The sequence below is a fragment of the Salisaeta longa DSM 21114 genome (assembly GCF_000419585.1).
Lineage (GTDB): Bacteria > Bacteroidota > Rhodothermia > Rhodothermales > Salinibacteraceae > Salisaeta > Salisaeta longa.
The window spans coordinates 781,476-800,348 of the sequence record NZ_ATTH01000001.1 but is presented as its reverse complement, the minus strand read 5'-3'; the positions used below and the strand labels follow the sequence as shown (position 1 = coordinate 800,348).

Annotated in this window: 20 protein-coding genes; 7 read left to right on the top strand and 13 right to left on the bottom strand. The window is 61.6% G+C overall.

Annotated elements, in window-relative coordinates; translation table 11 throughout:
- Window positions 1–7: 7 nt before the first annotated feature.
- From SALLO_RS0103425 to nadB, 4 genes are all read left to right on the top strand, one after another.
- Entirely contained in the window at window positions 8–520 is a 513-nt protein-coding gene (locus SALLO_RS0103425; protein WP_211214076.1) for an RES family NAD+ phosphorylase, read from the top strand.
- Between the two features lie 267 nt (window positions 521–787).
- Complete coding sequence (gene mdh / locus SALLO_RS0103420) at window positions 788–1,732, top strand: malate dehydrogenase (protein WP_022834917.1); 945 nt, start codon at window positions 788–790, stop codon at window positions 1,730–1,732.
- Window positions 1,733–1,912: 180 nt separating this feature from the next.
- Window positions 1,913–3,277: a serine hydrolase gene (locus SALLO_RS14920; RefSeq protein ID WP_169577875.1), complete on the top strand. Its 1,365-nt coding sequence runs from the start codon at window positions 1,913–1,915 to the stop codon at window positions 3,275–3,277.
- Window positions 3,278–3,391: 114 nt separating this feature from the next.
- Window positions 3,392–4,981, top strand: coding sequence for an L-aspartate oxidase (gene nadB / locus SALLO_RS0103410; protein ID WP_022834915.1), 1,590 nt, complete (start codon window positions 3,392–3,394; stop codon window positions 4,979–4,981).
- 118 nt (window positions 4,982–5,099) lie between these two features.
- On the opposite strand, the gene SALLO_RS0103405 is transcribed toward nadB, so the two are convergent.
- From SALLO_RS0103405 to SALLO_RS0103390, 4 genes are all read right to left on the bottom strand, one after another.
- Window positions 5,100–6,020 carry a universal stress protein gene (locus SALLO_RS0103405; protein ID WP_022834914.1) on the bottom strand — a complete coding sequence of 307 codons (921 nt, stop codon included), beginning with the start codon at window positions 6,018–6,020 and terminating at the stop codon, window positions 5,100–5,102.
- Between the two features lie 593 nt (window positions 6,021–6,613).
- On the bottom strand, window positions 6,614–6,934 hold the full coding sequence (locus SALLO_RS18860) for a PIN domain-containing protein (RefSeq protein WP_211214075.1): 321 nt from the start codon (window positions 6,932–6,934) through the stop codon (window positions 6,614–6,616).
- A 51-nt stretch (window positions 6,935–6,985) separates the two neighbouring features.
- Entirely contained in the window at window positions 6,986–7,315 is a 330-nt protein-coding gene (locus SALLO_RS0103395; protein WP_040605934.1) for a helix-turn-helix domain-containing protein, read from the bottom strand.
- A gap of 240 nt (window positions 7,316–7,555) precedes the next feature.
- Window positions 7,556–8,290, bottom strand: coding sequence for a polyprenol monophosphomannose synthase (locus SALLO_RS0103390; RefSeq protein WP_022834912.1), 735 nt, complete (start codon window positions 8,288–8,290; stop codon window positions 7,556–7,558).
- A 141-nt stretch (window positions 8,291–8,431) separates the two neighbouring features.
- On the opposite strand from SALLO_RS0103390, the gene SALLO_RS0103385 reads away from it, so the two are divergent.
- A complete protein-coding gene (locus SALLO_RS0103385) occupies window positions 8,432–10,978 on the top strand; it encodes an ABC transporter permease (protein WP_022834911.1) in 2,547 nt (848 codons plus the stop codon).
- A 38-nt stretch (window positions 10,979–11,016) separates the two neighbouring features.
- Window positions 11,017–11,790 carry an SDR family NAD(P)-dependent oxidoreductase gene (locus tag SALLO_RS0103380; protein WP_022834910.1) on the top strand — a complete coding sequence of 258 codons (774 nt, stop codon included), beginning with the start codon at window positions 11,017–11,019 and terminating at the stop codon, window positions 11,788–11,790.
- Between the two features lie 73 nt (window positions 11,791–11,863).
- Here SALLO_RS0103380 and SALLO_RS0103375 read toward each other — a convergent pair whose 3' ends face one another.
- The 7 genes from SALLO_RS0103375 to SALLO_RS17600 all read right to left on the bottom strand — a co-directional run bounded on the left by SALLO_RS0103375 (window position 11,864) and on the right by SALLO_RS17600 (window position 16,048).
- Complete coding sequence (locus SALLO_RS0103375; protein WP_022834909.1) at window positions 11,864–12,466, bottom strand: biotin transporter BioY; 603 nt, start codon at window positions 12,464–12,466, stop codon at window positions 11,864–11,866.
- 147 nt (window positions 12,467–12,613) lie between these two features.
- Window positions 12,614–12,964, bottom strand: coding sequence for a hypothetical protein (locus SALLO_RS18995; RefSeq protein WP_228702764.1), 351 nt, complete (start codon window positions 12,962–12,964; stop codon window positions 12,614–12,616).
- A 33-nt stretch (window positions 12,965–12,997) separates the two neighbouring features.
- Window positions 12,998–13,207, bottom strand: coding sequence for a nucleotidyltransferase domain-containing protein (locus SALLO_RS18850; RefSeq protein WP_407689955.1), 210 nt, complete (start codon window positions 13,205–13,207; stop codon window positions 12,998–13,000).
- A 195-nt stretch (window positions 13,208–13,402) separates the two neighbouring features.
- Complete coding sequence (locus SALLO_RS0103365; RefSeq protein WP_022834908.1) at window positions 13,403–13,759, bottom strand: type II toxin-antitoxin system PemK/MazF family toxin; 357 nt, start codon at window positions 13,757–13,759, stop codon at window positions 13,403–13,405.
- The gene (locus SALLO_RS0103360) at window positions 13,756–13,989 is read right to left on the bottom strand and encodes a DUF2281 domain-containing protein (RefSeq protein WP_022834907.1); all 234 of its coding nucleotides are present in this window, start codon (window positions 13,987–13,989) and stop codon (window positions 13,756–13,758) included. The genes SALLO_RS0103365 and SALLO_RS0103360 overlap by 4 nt, the downstream gene beginning before the upstream one ends.
- A gap of 219 nt (window positions 13,990–14,208) precedes the next feature.
- Window positions 14,209–15,126: a restriction endonuclease gene (locus SALLO_RS0103355; protein ID WP_022834906.1), complete on the bottom strand. Its 918-nt coding sequence runs from the start codon at window positions 15,124–15,126 to the stop codon at window positions 14,209–14,211.
- 163 nt (window positions 15,127–15,289) lie between these two features.
- A complete protein-coding gene (locus tag SALLO_RS17600; protein WP_169577874.1) occupies window positions 15,290–16,048 on the bottom strand; it encodes a hypothetical protein in 759 nt (252 codons plus the stop codon).
- 304 nt (window positions 16,049–16,352) lie between these two features.
- Here SALLO_RS17600 and SALLO_RS14900 point away from each other — a divergent pair, with 304 nt between their 5' ends.
- The gene (locus SALLO_RS14900; protein ID WP_022834904.1) at window positions 16,353–16,745 is read left to right on the top strand and encodes a site-specific integrase; all 393 of its coding nucleotides are present in this window, start codon (window positions 16,353–16,355) and stop codon (window positions 16,743–16,745) included.
- A 19-nt stretch (window positions 16,746–16,764) separates the two neighbouring features.
- Here SALLO_RS14900 and SALLO_RS14895 read toward each other — a convergent pair whose 3' ends face one another.
- Window positions 16,765–17,301 (bottom strand): fasciclin domain-containing protein, encoded by a 537-nt coding sequence (locus tag SALLO_RS14895; RefSeq protein ID WP_022834903.1) that lies wholly within the window; start codon window positions 17,299–17,301, stop codon window positions 16,765–16,767.
- A gap of 139 nt (window positions 17,302–17,440) precedes the next feature.
- Window positions 17,441–18,778, bottom strand: coding sequence for a TolC family protein (locus SALLO_RS0103335; protein ID WP_022834902.1), 1,338 nt, complete (start codon window positions 18,776–18,778; stop codon window positions 17,441–17,443).
- Window positions 18,779–18,873: the final 95 nt, after the last annotated feature.

Genomic DNA, 18,873 nt, shown 5'->3' with positions numbered 1-18,873 from the left:
AGCCCACGTGGTTTCCTTCGTTCAGCCCACCGTCCCTGTGGCGCAACGCATCACGGCATGGCGCATCACCCAGGCAACGTATCAGGACACAGCGTTTACGGGAGAAGGCGCCAAGCAATACGGGGGACGCTTCAACAGCGTGGGCGTCCCCGTGGTCTACACCGCCGAGTCGCTAGCTTTGGCAACGCTAGAGCTGCTCGTGCGCGTCACCCAACGCAAGCATCTGCAGTCATACGTACGCATTCCCGCGTACTTCTCATCCGATCACGTTGCCACGCCAGATCGCCTGCCCGATGGATGGGACGACCGCCCGTACGGCCCCGTGAGTCAAGCCGTAGGTGATGCGTGGGCCCGGTCTAATCAATCGCTTGTGTTGAACGTCCCGAGCGTGGTGGAGCCCCTCGAATCGAACTATCTTATCAACCCCCGGCATCCGGCCTTCGACGCTTTGGAGATCGGCACGCCACGCCCGCTGCGCCCCGATCCGCGAGTCTTTGACTCACCAAGAGCCGCACACTGACGCCGCCCACGAGCAACCTATCACCCGTGCAATCATCGGAGGCAATCGGCGCCATGGGACGATCCCTTTCACACCCGGAGATCGCATCGTAGATATGACCAAGGCCCCATCGCAGATATGACCTTCGGTCGCCGCTGCTTCGGCACGCAAGCGCTTCCGAAGGCCACGTGAATTTGTCGAATTTTGGTGGCAGGGCAATGCGTCATCCGCCATTTTGTGTAGTGAGACGCTCAAAATCGCTCTTTTCTGATCCGAACGGAGAATATTATGAAGGTTACCGTTATCGGCGCCGGCAACGTAGGCGCAACCGCCGCCGAGTGCGTTGCACGCAAAGACATGGTGCAAGAGGTGGTGATGGTCGACATCCAGGAAGGCATGCCGCAGGGCAAGGCCCTCGACATGATGGAGTCGGCGCCCATCCACGGGTTCGATACCCGCATCGTGGGCACCAACAGCTACGGCCCCACCGAAGGCTCGGACGTGTGTATCATCACGGCCGGCCTGCCGCGCAAACCGGGCATGAGCCGCGACGACCTGCTCGCCAAAAACGCCGAGATCGTAGGCTCGGTGACATCGCAATTCGCCGCGGGCAGCCCCGACGCTGCCATCATCGTCGTCTCCAATCCGCTCGACGTCATGACGTACGTGGCGTTCGAGGAGAGCGGCTTTGCCGATAACAAGGTGATGGGCATGGCCGGCGTGCTCGACACGGCCCGCTACCGCGCGTTCCTCGCGATGGAGCTAAACGTGTCGGTGCGCGACATTCAGGCGCTGCTCATGGGCGGCCACGGCGACACGATGGTGCCGCTCCCCCGCTACACCACCGTTGGCGGCATCCCGATCACCGAGTTGCTCGACGACGACACCATCCACGGCATCGTGGAGCGCACCAAGGGCGGCGGCGGCGAAATCGTGGAGATGATGGGCACCTCGGCCTGGTACGCCCCCGGCGCGGCGGCCGCGGAAATGACCGAAGCCATCATCAAAGATAACAAGCGCATCCTGCCCTGCGCGGCCTATTGCACCGGCGAATATGGCCTCGACGACCTGTTCATTGGCGTGCCCGCTCGGTTGGGCGCGGACGGCGTGGAGGACATCATTGAGGTGGACCTCAACGACGACGAGCAGGACCTCATGGCCACCTCGGCCGATCACGTGCAGTCGAATCTCGACACGCTGGCCCGCCTGAAGGACGAAGGCAAGATCGGATAACGACCCGCAAGCACGTCTCGAAAGCCCCCACCGCACCGCCCGTCGGCTCCCCGGCGTGGCGGTGCGCTGCATTTGGCTGCGTTACATTATTGTATCATTTTAAGATTGGGGGGTTGTTACCGTCGAGCGTGTATGCACAGTGGATCGCCTCATGCTATGATTCCTACACACGCAGCCGCCATGTATCGCTCCCTACTTATTTTCTTTGCTCTACTCGTTGGATGCAGCGCCGCAACACCGCCGGTCGCCCAAGATCCTCCGACAACGGGTCCCATCCCCGAAGAGAATCTCCAGATGGCAGCCGCCTACTCCGAAGCCCATGCGGGCGATGCAGTGCTGGTGTGGGTGGACGGCACGCTTGTGTTGGAGACGTACCAGAACGGGTACGACGCTACGACACCGCATCTTTTGGCCAGCGGCACCAAGACCTTCAACGGAGTGCTCGCGCACGCAGCCATTGCCGATGGGCTGCTGATGCTCGACCAGCGCGTAGCCACGGTCCTGCCGTCCTGGCGCACGGATTCTCAGAAGGCTACGATTACGATCCGGCAGCTGCTGCACCTTACCAGCGGACTCAAGACCGGCGTTCACCCCTCCATGACTTTTGCGGAGGCCCTCAACCAACCGCTTGTGCATCCGCCGGGCGAAGGCTTCCGCTACGGCTCAACCGGCTTTCAGGTATTTGGGGCCGTGCTGCGCGACGTGCTTGGCGACACGACGCCCACACAGTACCTGCAGGAGCGCCTCCTCGACCCCATCGGGGCCGAGGTCGCGCGGTGGGCCCGCACGCAGGGCGACCCGAACCTGGCGGGCGGCGCGTACATGACGGCCCGCGACTGGCTGCGCTTCGGTCGCCTCATCCTTAACGACGGACGCTGGGCGGGCGCCGCGGTGGTGCCGCCGGGCCTCATCGACCGCCTCACCACGGCGAGCCCTGTAGCGCCGGGTTACGGGCTGTCGGTCTGGCTCAACGCCCCGGTAGATACCAGCAACGCGTTCTTCCAGCAGATCCCCCGGTCTGTAGGCGGTGCCCAAGAACGCCTCATCTATGGCGAGGGGCCGCCGGATGTGTTCATGGCGGCCGGTCTGTTCAACCAGCGCCTGTACATCATCCCGTCGCGCCACATGGTCGTCGTGCGGCTCGGACGACCGAATGCCGAATGGCAGGACAGCGAGTTTCTGGCGCGCCTGCTCGATGGCACCGCCTACGAAGCCCCGCCACGCCCGCCGGCGGATCCGGAGATGATCGCCAACCTGTACCTGCTCCGCCTCTCGAAGGACTTAGACCTCACGTCCAAGCAAGAGCAAGCCGTGCGCCCGATACTCGTTGACCATATCACGCAGCTTCGCGCCCTTAGGCCGCCAGAGGCCCAACGCGACGCCCTGAGCCGCCGCGCGCGCTGGCGCCTGCTGCAAAAGATGCGTCGCCTCAACGAACGCACCGCGGCGCGCCTGCGAACCGTCCTTACCCCTCAACAGATGGACGCGTACGAGGCATGGCGCACGGAACAACGCGAGCGCTTGAGGGAGCGGCAAGGTAAATGAGGCGTTACTGGAAAATTCCCGGTATCGTTGGAGGCCCCCGCGGTAGCGACAACTCCCTCCGGCGGCCGGCGTATGCTGTGGTGCCACTGTACTACAGCAGCGTATTCAGCTTTTATGCACCACGACGTACTTGTGATTGGAAGCGGCGTAGCGGGCCTCACGTTCGCGCTGCGCATGGCCGACCATGCCTCCGTTGCCCTCGTCACGAAGGCCGCGATTGACGAAGCCAACACCGCGTATGCACAGGGCGGTATTGCCGCGGTGATGGCCGACGACGACGCCCCCGAGCAACACATCGAGGACACGTGCATCGCGGGCGCCGGGCTGTGCAACCGCGACATTGTAGAGATCGTCGTGCGCGAGGGCCCCGCGCGGGTTCGCGAACTCATGGACATGGGCGCCACCTTTACTCGCATCAACGGCAACGGCGCGCTGCACCTGGGCCGCGAGGGCGGGCACTCCGCCAACCGCATTGTGCACGCGGCCGACGCCACCGGCTACGAGGTAGAGCACACGCTGGTGGAGCGCGTGCAGGCCCATCCCAACATCCACGTGTTCGAGGCGCACTACGCCGTCGACCTCATCACCGAGCACCACCTGGGCCGCCACGTCTCGCGGCTGCGGCCCGATGTGCACTGCTTTGGCGCGTACGTCCTGGAGAAAGCCACAGGCACGGTACACACGTGTACCGCCGGCGTCACAATGCTGGCCACCGGCGGCTGCGGGCAAGTCTACCGCCACACCACCAATCCGCTGGTAGCCACCGGCGACGGCGTGGCCATGGCCTATCGCGCCAAGGCCCGCGTGGCCAACATGGAGTTTATGCAGTTCCACCCCACGGCGCTCTACCACCCCGAGGCCGATTCCTTTCTCATCTCGGAAGCGGTGCGCGGTGAGGGCGGCATCCTGCGCAACCAGGCCGGCGAGCGGTTTATGCCCGAATATGATGCACGCGGCGAGCTTGCCCCGCGCGACATCGTGGCCCGCGCCATCGACGACCAACTGAAGCAGCGGGGCGAGTCGCACGTGTGGCTCGACATCTCGCACAAGCCGGCCGAGGCCATCCGTACGCACTTCCCCACCATCTACGACACGTGCCTGCAGTACGGCATCGACATCACGGCTGCGCCCATTCCCGTCGTCCCCGCCGCCCACTATCAGTGCGGGGGCGTGCAGACCGACGCGCACGGCCGGACGTCCATCCACGGCCTCTGGGCCACGGGCGAGGTGGCCTGCACGGGCCTGCACGGCGCCAACCGCCTGGCCAGCAACTCGCTGCTGGAAGGCCTCGTCTTTAGCCACCGCGCCGCCCCCCCCGCCCTGCAGTACCTGCGCGATGACGCGTACCGCCCCGACGGCATTCCGGATTGGGACGCGAGCGGCACCGAGCAGCCCGGCGAGCACGTGCTCGTCACCCACAACCGCGACGAGCTGCAGCGCGTGATGAGCAACTACGTGGGCATCGTGCGCTCCAACGTGCGGCTGAAGCGCGCGCGGCGGCGGACGCGCCTGCTCTACGAAGAAACCGAGGCGCACTACAAAGCCTCGCACGTCTCCGAGCCGCTGTGCGAGCTCCGCAACATGATTGCCGTCAGCTACCTCATCATCGAGTGCGCACGGCAACGCCGCGAGAGCCGCGGACTGCACTACACCCTCGACTACCCCGAGCCCCACGACGCCGAACGACGCGCCACGCTGGTGTAAGGCGCGTGTCCAGCGCCATGAGGCTTGGTAAGGCAGCGGAAGTTGGGCGTCCGGTTGCCGATAGGGACTCGCCGGAGCCCATGTCTGCAGCGGCCTTCACCGCAGCAGCACGCACGCATCAGGCATCCTGGCTCTGACGCAAGGTGAGCACCGGGCAGGGCGCCAGACGCACCACGCGCTCGGTATTGCTGCCTAGTAAGAAACGCTGCATGCCCGAGAGGCCACGCGGCGCCATCACGATGAGGCTCATGCCATGCGTCTCGGCATAGTCCAGCACCTCCTCCGCCACATGGCCCTGCACCACGTGGTACGACACCGGCCCCGTAGGCCCATCGCCCGATTCGTACAGCTGCTGTAGGGCCGCCTCGGCATTCTCGATCATGGTATCGTCCATGTCCAGGCGCTGCACCGTAGGCACGCCAATGTCGCTGAAGGTAGGCACCAGGCGCTGCTCGCCTACGAAGAGCAGGTGGAGGCGCGCCCCGTACCACTCCGCCCATTCACGGGCCGTCACCAGCGCGGCCTCCGAGGCCTCCGAGAAGTCGATGGGCACCAGCAGGTCATCGTGGCCGATCTGTTCATCGGCGGTGGCCCAGGGCGCCTGTTCGTTGACGGCCAGCACGGGACAGGGGGCGTGGCGGATGATCTCATGCGCCACGTGGCCCAGCCGTTCGTCATCGGCATGGCCGCGCATGCCCATCACCACCAGGTCGATGGACCGCTCCTCGATATTGGATTCAATCGCCTCGGCCACGTCGAAGCTGACCTGCACGTCCACATCGGCCCGGACGCTAATTTCGCCCGACGGCGGCACCAGCGCCTCCAGGCGGTCCATGGCCTCCGACTCGATGAGGCGCTGAATGCTTTCGGCTTGCTCGCGGGCCGCGTCGAGGCCGTACCAGGAGGGCGACAGCTCGTTGACGATGTGCACGACGTGAAGGGTGGCGTCGCGCCGGTGGGCGAGATCCACCGCCTGGGTGAGCGCGTGCGACGCGCAGGGGGAGAAATCGGTGGGTACAAGGATGTTTTGCAGCTGCATGAGCGGATGGAGCGGTTGATGAGCAAAGCAACAAACTACAGGTAACGTACCCACTGCCGATGTGGCCGTTCGCTTCACGTACCCCCACAGCAGCAATCAGCAAACAACCCATTCGCGTGTAGGGGTCTGCACCACAGCTATCGTCGCTGCGCAGGAGGCCGTGGCAGTAGAAACGATGCGATGGGTTGATGATAGCGATGTGGTATGGATGGTTCAGATGGTTATTCGGTTCGGTTTGCCCAATTGCACGCGCAACGCCCGATCATTCGCCTGCTTTTGATCCCTGTTCAGAGCAATTGTGGGTATTGAATCGTCATAGACTTTGGAATTCATTTACGAAATCATATCCGATCTGCGTGCGCCTCTAGCCTCCCTGCAACGCTTGGCAGTCGCCCATTTCTGAGGGACTTGAGGTAGTCTGATGGACTCATTGGCGGATTTCGCAGAGAAGCGCGATGCTTGTTAGCGACCTTTATGACATCGTTTGGCGTTCGATCAAAAAGCATCACAAGGAACGTATCAGGATGTACGGCTTCGACCCCGCAGCCGTCAAGCGCCGACGCAGGGAAATCCGCTAGATTGAACGTTACGATCTATTCTGCACCCGCATGGACTGCAGCAGCCAAGACATGCCGGTCGTCTGGATCGGGAAGCGTGACCTTTGGTATGTTCTGCTGATACCTATCGACCGACGCGCCCGGAAGGGCTGCTTCCATGAGGTCACGGGTTCGCTCTAATTGGGCACGCGTCAAGTCTCTGCGATTGGCCAGCAGACTACGCATCCATTCTTCATGAATCGCGTCGCTCCAGTGCGCACGCACCAAATCTGCTATGGCCAATCGCATTAACAAGTCCCTAAGCTGCGCCGGATACAACACATTGGCGTCGTAGAGGACGACCGGCCGTGTGGACATACATGAGAAATGTCACGTCAAAGACGAACAGAAAATCATCACGACCTCATCCTAATACCCCATATCTAGCGCTTGTGCCTGATCGGCAAGCGCCTGCATGGCTTCGTTAGAGATGTCCTGCTGCTTGCGTTTGTACGCCAGCACATCACCGCGGTACACACGGCGGTGGGTTCCTACCTTATGGTGGGGAATCTTGCCCTGTGTGAGGAGCTTCACGAGATGGGGACGTGAGACGTTGAGCAGGTCGGCGGCCTCAGTTGTCGTCAACTCCTTGTCCGCAAGCGGATCCTCACCACGAGCAAGCGCTGCAAACGCCTCTAGCATCTGAGCAACCAGGCCAGCATCTAGGTCAACCGCTTCATCTTCGACGGTGAGCGTCACGGCTGAGGCGTCAGGGTGGCGCTCCAACACGCGGCGCACATCATTAAGAGCATCCGTTTGCCTATCCGGTAGCGTAGAACTACGGCGTGTGGCTTGGGGCATCGCAATGGTTTTTTTGGGATACTGAAGTAAGCTACACACGCGTTAAGTGAAATAAACGAAATGAGCAGCCGTTCCGATGTGTGGAGATTGCCCAACTGTGGAGATTGCCCCTACGGGATGACCTAAAGTCGCCCGCGCTCACAGCTTGCCCGACAGCGCCCGCAGCCGCAGCTCCCACACCTTCCAGGCCGCTTCGCGTACGATGGCCTTGCTCATCTTGGACTGCCCCTCGGTGCGCTCGGTAAACACCACGGGCACTTCCACAATATCGAAGCCCGCGCGCCACGTGCGGTAATGCATCTCCACCTGAAACGCATACCCATTCGAGCGCACGCGGTCGAGGTCGATCCGCTCCAGCACCCGGCGGTGAAAGCACTTAAAGCCCGCCGTCACGTCTTGCACCGGCAGGCCCGTGATGAGCCGCGTGTACACGCCCGCGCCGTACGACAGCATCAGCCGGGTCAGGGGCCAGTTGATGACGCGCACGCCGCCCACATAGCGCGACCCGATGGCCAGGTCGGCCGATCCGCTGCGCACCGGCCCCACCAGCCGCGGCAGGTCCTCCGGGTCGTGCGACAGGTCGGCGTCCATCTCGCAGATGTAGGTGTACGAGCGCTGCAAGGCGAACTGAAACCCGCGCAGGTAGGCCGTACCTAAGCCCAGCTTGCCCTCCCGCTGGATCAGATGAATGCGCTCGGGATGACGCGCCTGCCGCGCTGTCACCAGTTCGGCGGTGCCATCGGGCGAGCCGTCGTCGATGACGAGCACCGACAGCCGGCCGGGCTGCTGCAGCACCGCTTCCAGCACGGCTTCAATGTTTTGGGCCTCATTATACGTGGGAATGATGACAAGCGTGGACGAAGCGTCAGGCAAGAACCGATCGACGACTGATGAGCAAAAACGGGAATCGTTCAAACATAGCAGCAGCGCGTTTCATCCGCAACGGTTCCGTAACCGTGGAGCGCCTGCGGCGCCTGTGCGTTGGGGGCTACTCACGATTTTCTGCACGGATTCATGTATCTCCTCAACGCCATGGGCTTTTTGTTTCGGATGGCGTGGCGCGACAGCCGCGGCAGTCGCTCGCGTTTGCTACTGTACCTTGCCGCTATGGTGCTTGGTGTAGCGGCGCTGGTGGCCATCAATGGCTTTGGCGACAACCTCACACGGTCTATCGAAAACGAGGCCCGCGCCCTCCTGGGGGCCGATCTGCGGATCGAGCACGAGGAGCCGCTGCCGCCCCACATCGTGAGCCTCATCGACTCGATCGGGGGCACGCAGGCCCGCCGCACCTCGTTCGCCTCCATGGCGTACTTCCCCTCCGCCAACGGCACGCGCCTCGTCACGGTGCGCGCCATCGACGGCCCCTATCCGTTCTACGGCGACGCCCAAACGCGGCCCGACTCGGCCTACGCCACCTACCGGGCACGCGGCGGGGCACTGGTGGATGGCGCCCTCTTGCGGCAGTTTAACCTGACGATGGGCGACTCGGTGCGCATCGGCGACCGCGCCTACCCCATCGCCGGCGAGGTGCTAAAGATGCCCGGACAATCGGCGGCGTTCTCCACCATCAGCCCGCGCGTCTACGTTCCCCAAGCCGGCATCGACTCGACGCTGTTTGCCCGCGGCAGCCGCGTGGAGCGCTCCATTCTGTTCAAGTTCAACGACGGCCGCGATGTGCAGGCCCTCGTGGAATCCATCCGCCCGGCGTTTGAGAAGGCCGACGTAGACCTCGACACCGTGGCCGAAACGTCGGAGCGCTGGCAAGAGGGGCTGGGCAATCTGTACCGCTTCCTGAGCCTGGTGGGCTTCATCGCCCTCATCTTGGGGAGCCTGGGCGTGGCGAGCGCGGTGCATGTGTACGTGCAGCAGCGCATCGAGACGGTTGCTGTGCTGCGCTGCCTGGGCGCGGCCGGGCGCACCACGTTCGGCATCTACGTGCTGCAGGCCGCTGCGCTGGGACTCATTGGCGCGCTGGCGGGCTGCCTCGTGGGCGTCGGCGTGCAGGTGATCGTGCCGTGGCTGCTCGCGGACTTCCTCCCGGTGGCCGTCAACTTTGCGGTGTCGTGGGAGGCGCTCGTGCTGGGGCTGAGCGTGGGCGTGAGCGTGACGGTGCTGTTTGCGCTGTTGCCGTTGCTGGAGGTGCGCGACGTTTCGCCCATGCGCGCGCTGCGGTCGTCGGTGGAGTCGGGCCCGCCGGCGTGGAAGGACCCGTGGCGCGTGGGTATCGCGCTCGCCATTGCCAGCGGCGTCACCGGATTTGCTGTCTTGCAGGCACCCACGTGGGAAATTGGGCTGGGCTACGCGGGCGGCCTGTTCGTCGTCTTTGGTCTGCTAGCACTTACGGCCCGGGGCATCGCGGTCGGCGCGCGGTACATCCTCTCCGATGCCTGGTCGTACCCGTGGCGGCAGGGGCTCGCCAACCTGTACCGGCCCCAAAACCAGACCACCTTGCTGATGCTGGCGCTGGGGCTGGGCACCTTCCTCATCATGACGCTCTTCCTCACGCAGCGCACACTCCTCGAAACCATTGAGGTCACCGGCGGAAGCGGACAGCCCAACCTCGTGCTGTTCGACGTGCAGACGGATCAGCTGGCGGGTGTCACCTCCATCGTGCGCAACGAAAACCTGCCCGTGTTGCAGCGCGTGCCGATCGTCACCACGCAGCTGCAAGGCGTAAAAGGCCGGTCGATTGAGGCCCTGGAGGCCGACTCGGTCGACCTCACGTGGGCCCACCGCCGCGACTACCGCGTCACCTACCGCGACCATCTCAGCCCAAGCGAAACGCTCCTCAAAGGCTCGCTGGCCGACTCGGTAGCCGGCAACCCGTTCCGGAGCGGCGCAGCGGTGCCCGTCTCGATCGAAGAAGAAATCGCCGGCGAGTTGGGCGTGACGCTGGGCGATACGCTCACGTTTGACGTGCAGGGCATTCCGCTCGCCACCACCGTGGGCAGCATCCGGCAGGTCGACTGGCAACGCATTGGCACCAACTTCTTCGTCGTCTTTCCGGAAGGGGTGCTGGAGCAAGCCCCGCAGATGTGGGTCGTGCTCAGCCGGGCGTCAACGGAAGAGGCATCCGGCCGCGTCCAGGCGGAAGTGGTGCAGCGCTACCCCAACGTCTCGGCCATCGACCTCTCGCTGATCCTCTCCACCTTCAACGCGCTCTTTGAGCGCATGGCCTTCGTGATTCGGTTCATGGCGCTCTTTAGCATCCTCACGGGCCTGCTGGTGCTGGTGGGCGCCGTGGTGGTGAGCCGCTCGCAGCGCGCCGCCGAAAGTGTGCTCCTCAAAACCCTGGGCGCGTCCAAACGCACCGTCTTTCAGATTACGACCATCGAGTACCTGTTCTTGGGTACGTTTGCCGCGCTCACCGGCATCGTACTATCGCTCGTGGCCGCGTGGAGCCTGTCGCTGTTCGTGTTTGAGGGTCCGTTTGTGTGGGCCCCAGCGGCGCTTGCAGGGGCCTTGCTCGCGGTGGTCGCGCTCACCGTGGGCGTCGGACTCACGACAAGCCGCGGCCTGTACAACCGTCCGCCGCTTGAGGTCTTGCGCGCCGAGACGTAGCGCTTCGCCCGCTTGCTTTCATCCAGCCCATCGTTCCCATGGACACCGCTCTTATCACCGGCGCCTCCTCCGGCATTGGCGCCGCCCTGGCGCGCTGCTTCGCGGCCGACGGGTCGGATGTTATCGTGCTGGCCCGCTCGGAGGACGCGTTAAACGAGCAGGCTACCGAGCTTTCGCGCACACATGGCGTACAGGCCGAGGTGCTGGTGGCCGACCTGGCCCGTCCCGATGCTACGGCACACATCGTCGACACGCTCGACGCCCGCGGGCTGTCGCCGGATGTGCTCGTCAATAACGCCGGGTTTGGCCTGCGCGGGCCCTTTGCCACGTTGGATGCCGAGCAGCAAGCCGACATGGTGCAGGTGAACGTGACCGCCCTCACCACGCTCACCCGCGCCCTGCTCCCGGCCATGCAGGCGCGCGGCACGGGCGGCGTGCTCAACGTAGCGTCGACGGCCGCCTTCCAGCCCGGACCGTACATGGCGGTGTACTACGCCACCAAAGCCTACGTGCTGTCCTTTAGCGCGGGCCTCGCGGAGGAAGTGGCCGCCGATGGGCTCACCGTCAGTTGCCTGTGCCCCGGCCCCACGGACACGTCGTTCATCGACAAAGCCAAGATGCAGGAGACCGCGCTCTTTCAACATGCCAGCGTCATGACGCCGGAGGCGGTAGCCGCAGCGGGCTATCGGGGCTTTCGGCGGGGGCAGCGGATAGTGGTGCCCGGAGCCGCCAACAAGGCCGGGGCGGTGCTCGCGCAGCTCACGCCGCGCCGCCTGAGCGCCAAGGTTGCCGGGTGGCTCCAGCGCGACTGACGCCCCCAACCAACGCGCGGCCCGCCTGTGTCCAGACGCGCCGCGCACAAAGGTCCGATACGTGTGCGTAGGATTAGGCGTCCTCCGCCGGGAAAAGTCCGCGGACGCCGCTGTACACCACCGCCACGGCGATGATTTTGGCGAGATCGATGACGACGAAGCGGAGCCAGCCGCGGTCGATGGACGTCCACCACGAAGCATGATCAGCGGCGTAGTGGAGCCACGAAACGCCCACCGTAAACAGGAGTGCCGAGCCCGCCAGCATGGCGACGGTGCTCCCGGCGAGCGTCTTCCAGCGCTTCGAGAGGAATCCCACGACGGCCGCAGCAAACGGGTAGGCCAGCAGGTAGCCCGCGGAGGCCGCGCCCGCAAAGTAGGCCACGCCGGTACCGTCGCCCGCGTACACCGGCACAAACAATCCCAGCGAGAGGTACAGCAGCTGCGCCAGCAAGCCGTTACGCGCGCCCAAAAAGAGGCCGCTGCCGTACACCGCAAGCGTTTGCAGCGTGATGGGCACCTCCCAGAGATACACCCGCGCGCTAAACTGTGCGCCCAGGGCGGTGAGCAGCGCAAAGCCCGCGATCCCCAGCACTTGCAGGGCCGCCGCGGCCTGTTCTTCGCGCAGCCCGTCAATCCAGGACGCGCGCGTCGAGCGAAGCGAAAGCAGTTTCGTCATTACAGCCATCCGTTTGTTTGTTTAACAGCATGATCGCTACAGTGTACGAGTGCGCCCCGAGAACTTCCAGCGCGATGTTGTAACGTCGGTGCGGGCCGTACGACCGCGGCTCATGTCCAGCTGTAGCAGGCGGGGGTTATGTAGCTCCTACAGATCTCCGATTTCTACAACGGTTTCATCGCCTTTGAGCATCTCCACGGCCGGCTGAAGCGTCTTCCCAAGAAGCTTTCGCATCGCCGGTTCGACGTGTTTCTGCACGTTATCCAGATCACGCTCGGAGGCGGGCCGTGCCGGCCAAGCAGGTTCAGAAAGGCGCTGTCCTTGCTCATCACGATAACGTTCGCTTCCCGCGCGGCCTGAAATATCTCTCCATTCTCCGATCTCGACATATTCGACCTCCTTCAAAATATGCGGACCGATGTGTGGGCTCAACGCTTCCGGGGTCACCAGTTCTACAGAGCGGCCAAGCTCCTCTTCCAACAAGAACGACAGCGCCATGTAGTGATCAAAGGACTTCTTTCCCGGAGCAAACTACAAGAGAAGGTCAACGTCGCTCTCCAGATGGGGGTCATCCCGTTGGAATGAGCCAAACAATCCCAAGCGCTGCACACCAAGTCGACGCAAATCGTCTCGAAGGCGTCTCAGACGCTCAGCCAGATCTTGTTTTGTTTTGACGGCAGTAGTTATAGTGATTACAAAACCGACAGCGAACCCAGATGTTGCCCTGCAGCATAAGGACAAAGCTCAGCTGAAATGTGCAGGAAAGGCTCAACAGAATCCGATACGGCAAATCGGCATCGCTCCTCGAAATTCCCAATCGCCGGCGTCGCCAATCTGGGTCCGCGAAGCCGAACCCGTTTGGCTGACCTCGCCTGAAAACAGCCAGAGACCATTTTCAGCTGAACCGGGCATGTTATGCGGCCACACCTGTTCTGCTCAGTTCCTCTTGCTTCCTTGAATCCACTCCGCGAGCCGCCTTCGTATCCGCTGCATCCGACCGGAACTGATCTTCCCAATTCTACCCTCAAGGATCTGCCCCTCCACAATCGCCAGCCTGCTGATTCGAACAATACTCGTCTTTTTGAGCCCCGATTGCTGGAAATCGCTGTCACCTTCCTCAATCAACTCATCGAATTCCTCAATCTGCTGGTGGAGCTGCGAGGAAATCATGCAGATCAGCCAGTCGTCGTACGGCCCAGGAGCTTTGCTTATCAACAGAGCTGGGCGAAGTTTGCCCTCCGCCAAATCTGTACGGGGAAATCGATACAGAACGATTTGGCCAGGTTCTTTCACGACGACGTAAACCGCTCTTCGAGATCTCCTTCTGTATATTCAGGCTCCGTCTCTTCTTCGATTCCCCGCATTGCAGAGGCTAGCGAGAACTGCGTCCATTCCTGATCCTCTTCGCGAGCCTGATCGCGCTCGGTTTTCGTAAGCAGATACTCTACAAAGTCAAGCACCTCGGCCTGCGTTTGCTCCGGAAGGCGTTGAACCTGCTTGTTGATCTTCTCGGCAACGTTCATAATCGAGCCAGAGGATGTAAAGGCATTCACGTCTCAAAAGTACCTACGCCGAAGCGAACAATTCGGTTCAGGTCTCTCTACGCGGGCCGCATAACGGGAGAGCTCTGCTGCGAAGGGCGTCGGCAAGCTACGAACGAGGCGAAGAAGACGCTACCGGCTGGAAATGGGTACCCGCCCTTCGTCAGCAGCAGCGTGGTGTTATCCGGATTTCGAAAAAGGCTATCCGGCATGATCTGACTGATTCGAATCGTGATGGACTGTGAGAGGCACGATTCTTTTGAGCAGGTGCTTTATTTTCCGAATGTTTCTTCGCTCATAATGGAGCTCGCTGAATAGGACGATAAAGAAAATGAAGTGTCCAAACTCGGCAAACCCGGTTATTTCAGCGCTCGGATACGCTGGCGTTTCAACTCTGCGAACCAATCTTCTCACAGGTGGACCTGAGTTAGAGTTTATTTCCTCATAAGAGAACTCTGCTTCTGGTTGTACGCTTAGAATTTCTTGCTTTTGAAACCGAAGCAGCTTGTCTAAATCGTCAATTCGATGCTGCCTATTCCACAGCTGCACATAAGCAAATTCGGGAATCTGCAGGGCTTCCTCGAAAGTCAATCCTCGGCGAAACAACCGTGCCAGTCCGGGAGCTGGTTGGTTGTTGTTTATATCAACCGTCCAGCCCATCGGAGCAGGTAAGATTACAGCTGCGTCGCCAGCGTAAGGAATGGCCCCGGCTGCTTGCCAGCTCTTGAACTCATCGAGCGACCAAATGTCAAGGTCTAGGTCTCTTTCATCATGAAATACCCGCTTGTATGCAGAGCTTGTATATCCCTCTTTGCTTACCAGCACTCCACGATTGACCTGAATATCCTTGAGCATCCCAAGAAATGACTCGACGTGCTTCAGGTCTATTGGCCTACTGTGAAACTTGGCGTCATAGGCCGTCTGAATTTTCTCCCCCTCGATGTCTTCGATCAGCAAGATGTCGACTTGTCGCTTCCTCCCAGAAATTGCTCCCTCAATTCTCACGTCTCGCTTGACCTCAGCGTGGGAGAAACCAGAATATTCTTGGACTAGATGTCCGTATATCTCGTTCTCGTACTCTCTCCAGTCATCGACGTGAAACTCCTTGTTGCCGCCCATGCTTGCTGTTTTCAAACGGAAGACAGAATCTGCCAGAAGCCGGATAACGGTGAAACTCTGCCGCGAAGGGCGGGAAAACTTGCAAATTGAGCAGCGGAGTCACCACCGCTGAAATCTGGCCGCCGCCCTTCGTCGGCAGCAGTGATGGGTTATGCACACCTACTCAATATTCAGATAATCGCCTGAGAAAGTGGTGCGCCAAAAGTATTGCAAGGTGTAACCTCACCGTACTGTCTTCCCTGTCCGAAGAGCCAGGATGAGACCCATCTGGACAGAGCCGTTTCCAAAAGCCCTGAACAAATCCTCCCTTGTCACCTACCTCCCACTCGTTGAGAGAAGGAATAAGGAAGGGCGGATCAATTTGAGCCAAGTGCTCTCGTCGAGCATGACTTGAATCTCTCATTTCATCTTCAGGAATCAGCTTCTGACTAATGGCGTCGAATAGGCTCTCGATGAAACTTCGAATCTGTGCATTCGCTGATTCCCATTCTCCCCGGGCGTGGCATGAAAAGGCTTGGTTTAGATGGTTGCCAGCTACTTCAAACTCATACTCCTCAAGCAGATTCTCTAATTCGCTTTCCTTTTCAGGCAGATCCAGCTCTTTGGGCAGTCTCGATTTCAGCGACCCATCTTTAATTTCGTAACCGTCGCGCGCGAGGCAATTTTTGAGTTCCGAATACTGATCGTCTGAGTAGGTCCAATCGTCTTCGTCCGGGACCTCGCTAACAAGGTGATCGATCACCTCAAAAGTCAGATTTGTCCCTTTCGGTCCTTGCTGCTCCGGATTCTTAATCAGGTGTCTCGCGATCGCATTGGCTTTCTCACGCAGATAATTCAGATCCTCCGTCAGTACGTCCTCTAGGCCGAATCGAAGTGCGACCCTGTCAACTTCGCCATGTGTTTTGGATTCGAGCAGTGACATAGTCTCCAATATCGTCGCCCGGGAGAAGTTAGACATATAGAAATTCCGGCTTACTTCGGGTGTGCATAACTATGTATTGAGCCGATCCATTCCGTGTTACATCACGGATCCATTCGGCATAAGACGAATCCGGATTTCGAAGAACTCTAGCTAATTCATAGGGCTCCCCAAACGGCGGTGAGTGGAAGACTGAAGGCTTCCATATATGACGTTATGACAGAGGGAGGCCACGTGCCTAAAAGATACAGTCCTCTTTGCCGAGAATCAAATTCGTAACTCATCCCCGACTCCCCCTTCCGCCATCATGTCCACGTCCCCGCATGAATCCTCGTCCCTCCTCGACCGCGTCCGGGCGGCCTGCCGGCGGAAAGGCTACAGCTACCGCACCGAGCAGACCTACACCCGCTGGATTGTCCGATACGTAAAATACCACGACACCACGCACCCGCGTCACCTTGAGAAATCCGACGTTCGGACGTACCTCTCCTACCTCGCCACGGAACGAAACGTCGCGGCCTCCACGCAAAACCAGGCGCTCAATGCGCTCGTGGTTCTCTATGATCGCGTATTAGAGACGGAGCTCGGCGCCATCGGAGGCATTACGCCGCCGCAGCGCACAAAAAAACGACCCCCAGTGCCTGAAGGCCCCGAGGGTCGCGTGCGGTCCAATCCTGTTCTGCCACAAAAGCAGCGTTGAACAGGCAAGCAAACGGGCGTTACCGGCCGTCGCTGTCTCCGCCCATGTCGCCGCTGTCTTCTTCGGCGGGCGGCAGTAGCACGGTGTCAATCACGTGGATCACGCCGTTGGAGGTCTGGATATCGGTGGTGACGACCTGCGCTTTGTTCTTGCCTTGCAGGTACACCGTACCGTCCTGTACCATGATGCCCAGGGGCTGGCCCTGCACGGTCATGGCCTGATCCATGCCCACTACTTCCTCGGCGGTCACTTCACCCGAGACGACGTGGTACGTCAGGATCGCGCGCAGCTGATCTTTGTTTTCTGGCTTCAGCAGGCTTTCAAGCGTGCCGTCGGGCAGCGCGGCAAACGCCTTGTCCGTCGGAGCGAACACCGTGAACGGCCCTTCCCCCTTCAGCGTCTCGACCAGATCGGCTGCTTGTACGGCTTTCACGAGTGTGTTGAAGCCTTTCGCCTCGATGGCTGTCTCTACGATGTCGCCCGTGTCGGATTGTGCTTGGGCGGGAATCACGAGCAACAGCGCCAAGAGGCCGCTAGCAATGAGTGTACGGTACATAGTTGGTTCTACTGTGCAATGAGTAGGTGTCGGAAAAACATCTACTACGCACAACGCACGCACGCCTCAAGTATTGCATGCGTCCTTCACAACGTAACAGGTTTGTGGCAGCCCAACAATAACCTTACAATACCGCGTTTCAGGGACGCTCGGGCGAGGCGTAGGCGCCTGTAAGGGCGCGCAATTCTATCGCGGCGCGCTTGGCTTCAAATTGCGCGTCGAGGAGGCGGCTCTCGGCCCGAATAAATTGCTCCTGCACTTCCCGAAGCTCGACGGACGTGATGGTGCCTTGCTCGAATTGCGCAAGCGCAACGGTCACGTTGGCGGCGGCCGCTTGCTGGTTTTCGCGGACGATGGAGACAAGGGCGAGCTGATTGCGGTAGTCGGCATACTGCTGGTCGATGCGCGTGGCAAGTTGGAGCCGGATGTCGCGGGCCTGCAGCGTGGCCGATCGCACCGCGACGGCCGCGTTCTCCAGACGCCGGTAGCGGTTCAAGCCGTCAAAGATGTCGAAGCTGAGCGTGAGGCCGTACGTGAGGTTGGTGCTGGTGCTCTCAATCAGGAAGCCGCTGGGGGCATTGACCGAGGCATAGCTGTAGCCCACCGAGGCATCCAGCGTCGGGAAAAAGTCGGCCCGCACGGCGCGCTGCGTGGCCTGCTCGGCGCGCACCTGCTGCTGCGCCTGCGCGAGGGCCGGGCTGGCCTGCACGGCGGCCGCCTGCAACCGATCCTTCTGCAGGGTCGTGTCAACCGGAATGCGCGGCGTGACGGCGTAGCCCAACGGCGCGCGCGGCGGACGGTTCATGAGGCGGTTGAGCGCGGCCTTCGTGCGCACAAGCGCCGTCTCCTGCCGCAGCAGATCGGAGCGGTCGGCGTTTAGGTCCACCAGCGCCTGCCGCACGTCCAGCACCGATGCGGTGCCTACGGCTTCGCGGGCGCGGGCGATACGCAGCCGCTCACGCGAGATGGAGACGGCCTCGCGCAAAACCTCGAGCTGTTGCTGCTGCCGCACGATCTCGTAGTACGTGATGCGCGCGTCGGCCACCAGCTGGTTGGCCACGCCGGCGGCACCGGCTTCTGCCCCGGCCCGCTCGGCCTGAAGGCGGTCGTACACCGAAAAGCGCCGCAGCCCGTCAAACACCGTCCACGACAGGGTGGCGCCGGCGCCGTACTGCGTCTCGCGGGCCCCGTTGATCTCCTCGCTCGGCTGGCCCACAAACTGCTGCGTCGCGTCGGTGATGGTCCCGTCGTAGTACCCCTGCGCCGTCACGCGCGGCAAAAACGACGCGTTGCCCCAGCTGACGTTGTTGCGGGCAATCTGCGCGGTGTTGCGGGCTACTTGCGCCTGCAGATTGGCCTGTAGTACGCGTTGCACCACCGCTCCCACGCGCAAGGTATCGGGGCTTGACGCGGGCTGCGCTGCTACCGGGGCGCCCCCAAGCGTCAGCGCAATGACAACCCAACAATATCGAAACACACGTCCTCCTTCATTTTGCGAAGTGATTTGCGACGCGCCGTTCTACTTCCGCCCCTGCGCCCTGATTCTCAGCGCGCGCGTCGTTCCGCGCTTGT

Coding starts and splice junctions, on each gene's coding strand:
- mdh (WP_022834917.1), top strand. CDS start 788: ATGAAGGTTACCGTTATCGGCGCCGGCAACGTAGGCGCAACCGCCGCC.
- SALLO_RS14920 (WP_169577875.1), top strand. CDS start 1,913: ATGTATCGCTCCCTACTTATTTTCTTTGCTCTACTCGTTGGATGCAGC.
- nadB (WP_022834915.1), top strand. CDS start 3,392: ATGCACCACGACGTACTTGTGATTGGAAGCGGCGTAGCGGGCCTCACG.
- SALLO_RS0103405 (WP_022834914.1), bottom strand. CDS start 6,020: ATGCAGCTGCAAAACATCCTTGTACCCACCGATTTCTCCCCCTGCGCG.
- SALLO_RS18860 (WP_211214075.1), bottom strand. CDS start 6,934: ATGTCCACACGGCCGGTCGTCCTCTACGACGCCAATGTGTTGTATCCG.
- SALLO_RS0103385 (WP_022834911.1), top strand. CDS start 8,432: ATGTATCTCCTCAACGCCATGGGCTTTTTGTTTCGGATGGCGTGGCGC.
- SALLO_RS0103380 (WP_022834910.1), top strand. CDS start 11,017: ATGGACACCGCTCTTATCACCGGCGCCTCCTCCGGCATTGGCGCCGCC.
- SALLO_RS0103375 (WP_022834909.1), bottom strand. CDS start 12,466: ATGACGAAACTGCTTTCGCTTCGCTCGACGCGCGCGTCCTGGATTGAC.
- SALLO_RS18995 (WP_228702764.1), bottom strand. CDS start 12,964: ATGGCGCTGTCGTTCTTGTTGGAAGAGGAGCTTGGCCGCTCTGTAGAA.
- SALLO_RS0103360 (WP_022834907.1), bottom strand. CDS start 13,989: ATGAACGTTGCCGAGAAGATCAACAAGCAGGTTCAACGCCTTCCGGAG.
- SALLO_RS0103355 (WP_022834906.1), bottom strand. CDS start 15,126: ATGGGCGGCAACAAGGAGTTTCACGTCGATGACTGGAGAGAGTACGAG.
- SALLO_RS17600 (WP_169577874.1), bottom strand. CDS start 16,048: ATGTCACTGCTCGAATCCAAAACACATGGCGAAGTTGACAGGGTCGCA.
- SALLO_RS14900 (WP_022834904.1), top strand. CDS start 16,353: ATGTCCACGTCCCCGCATGAATCCTCGTCCCTCCTCGACCGCGTCCGG.
- SALLO_RS14895 (WP_022834903.1), bottom strand. CDS start 17,301: ATGTACCGTACACTCATTGCTAGCGGCCTCTTGGCGCTGTTGCTCGTG.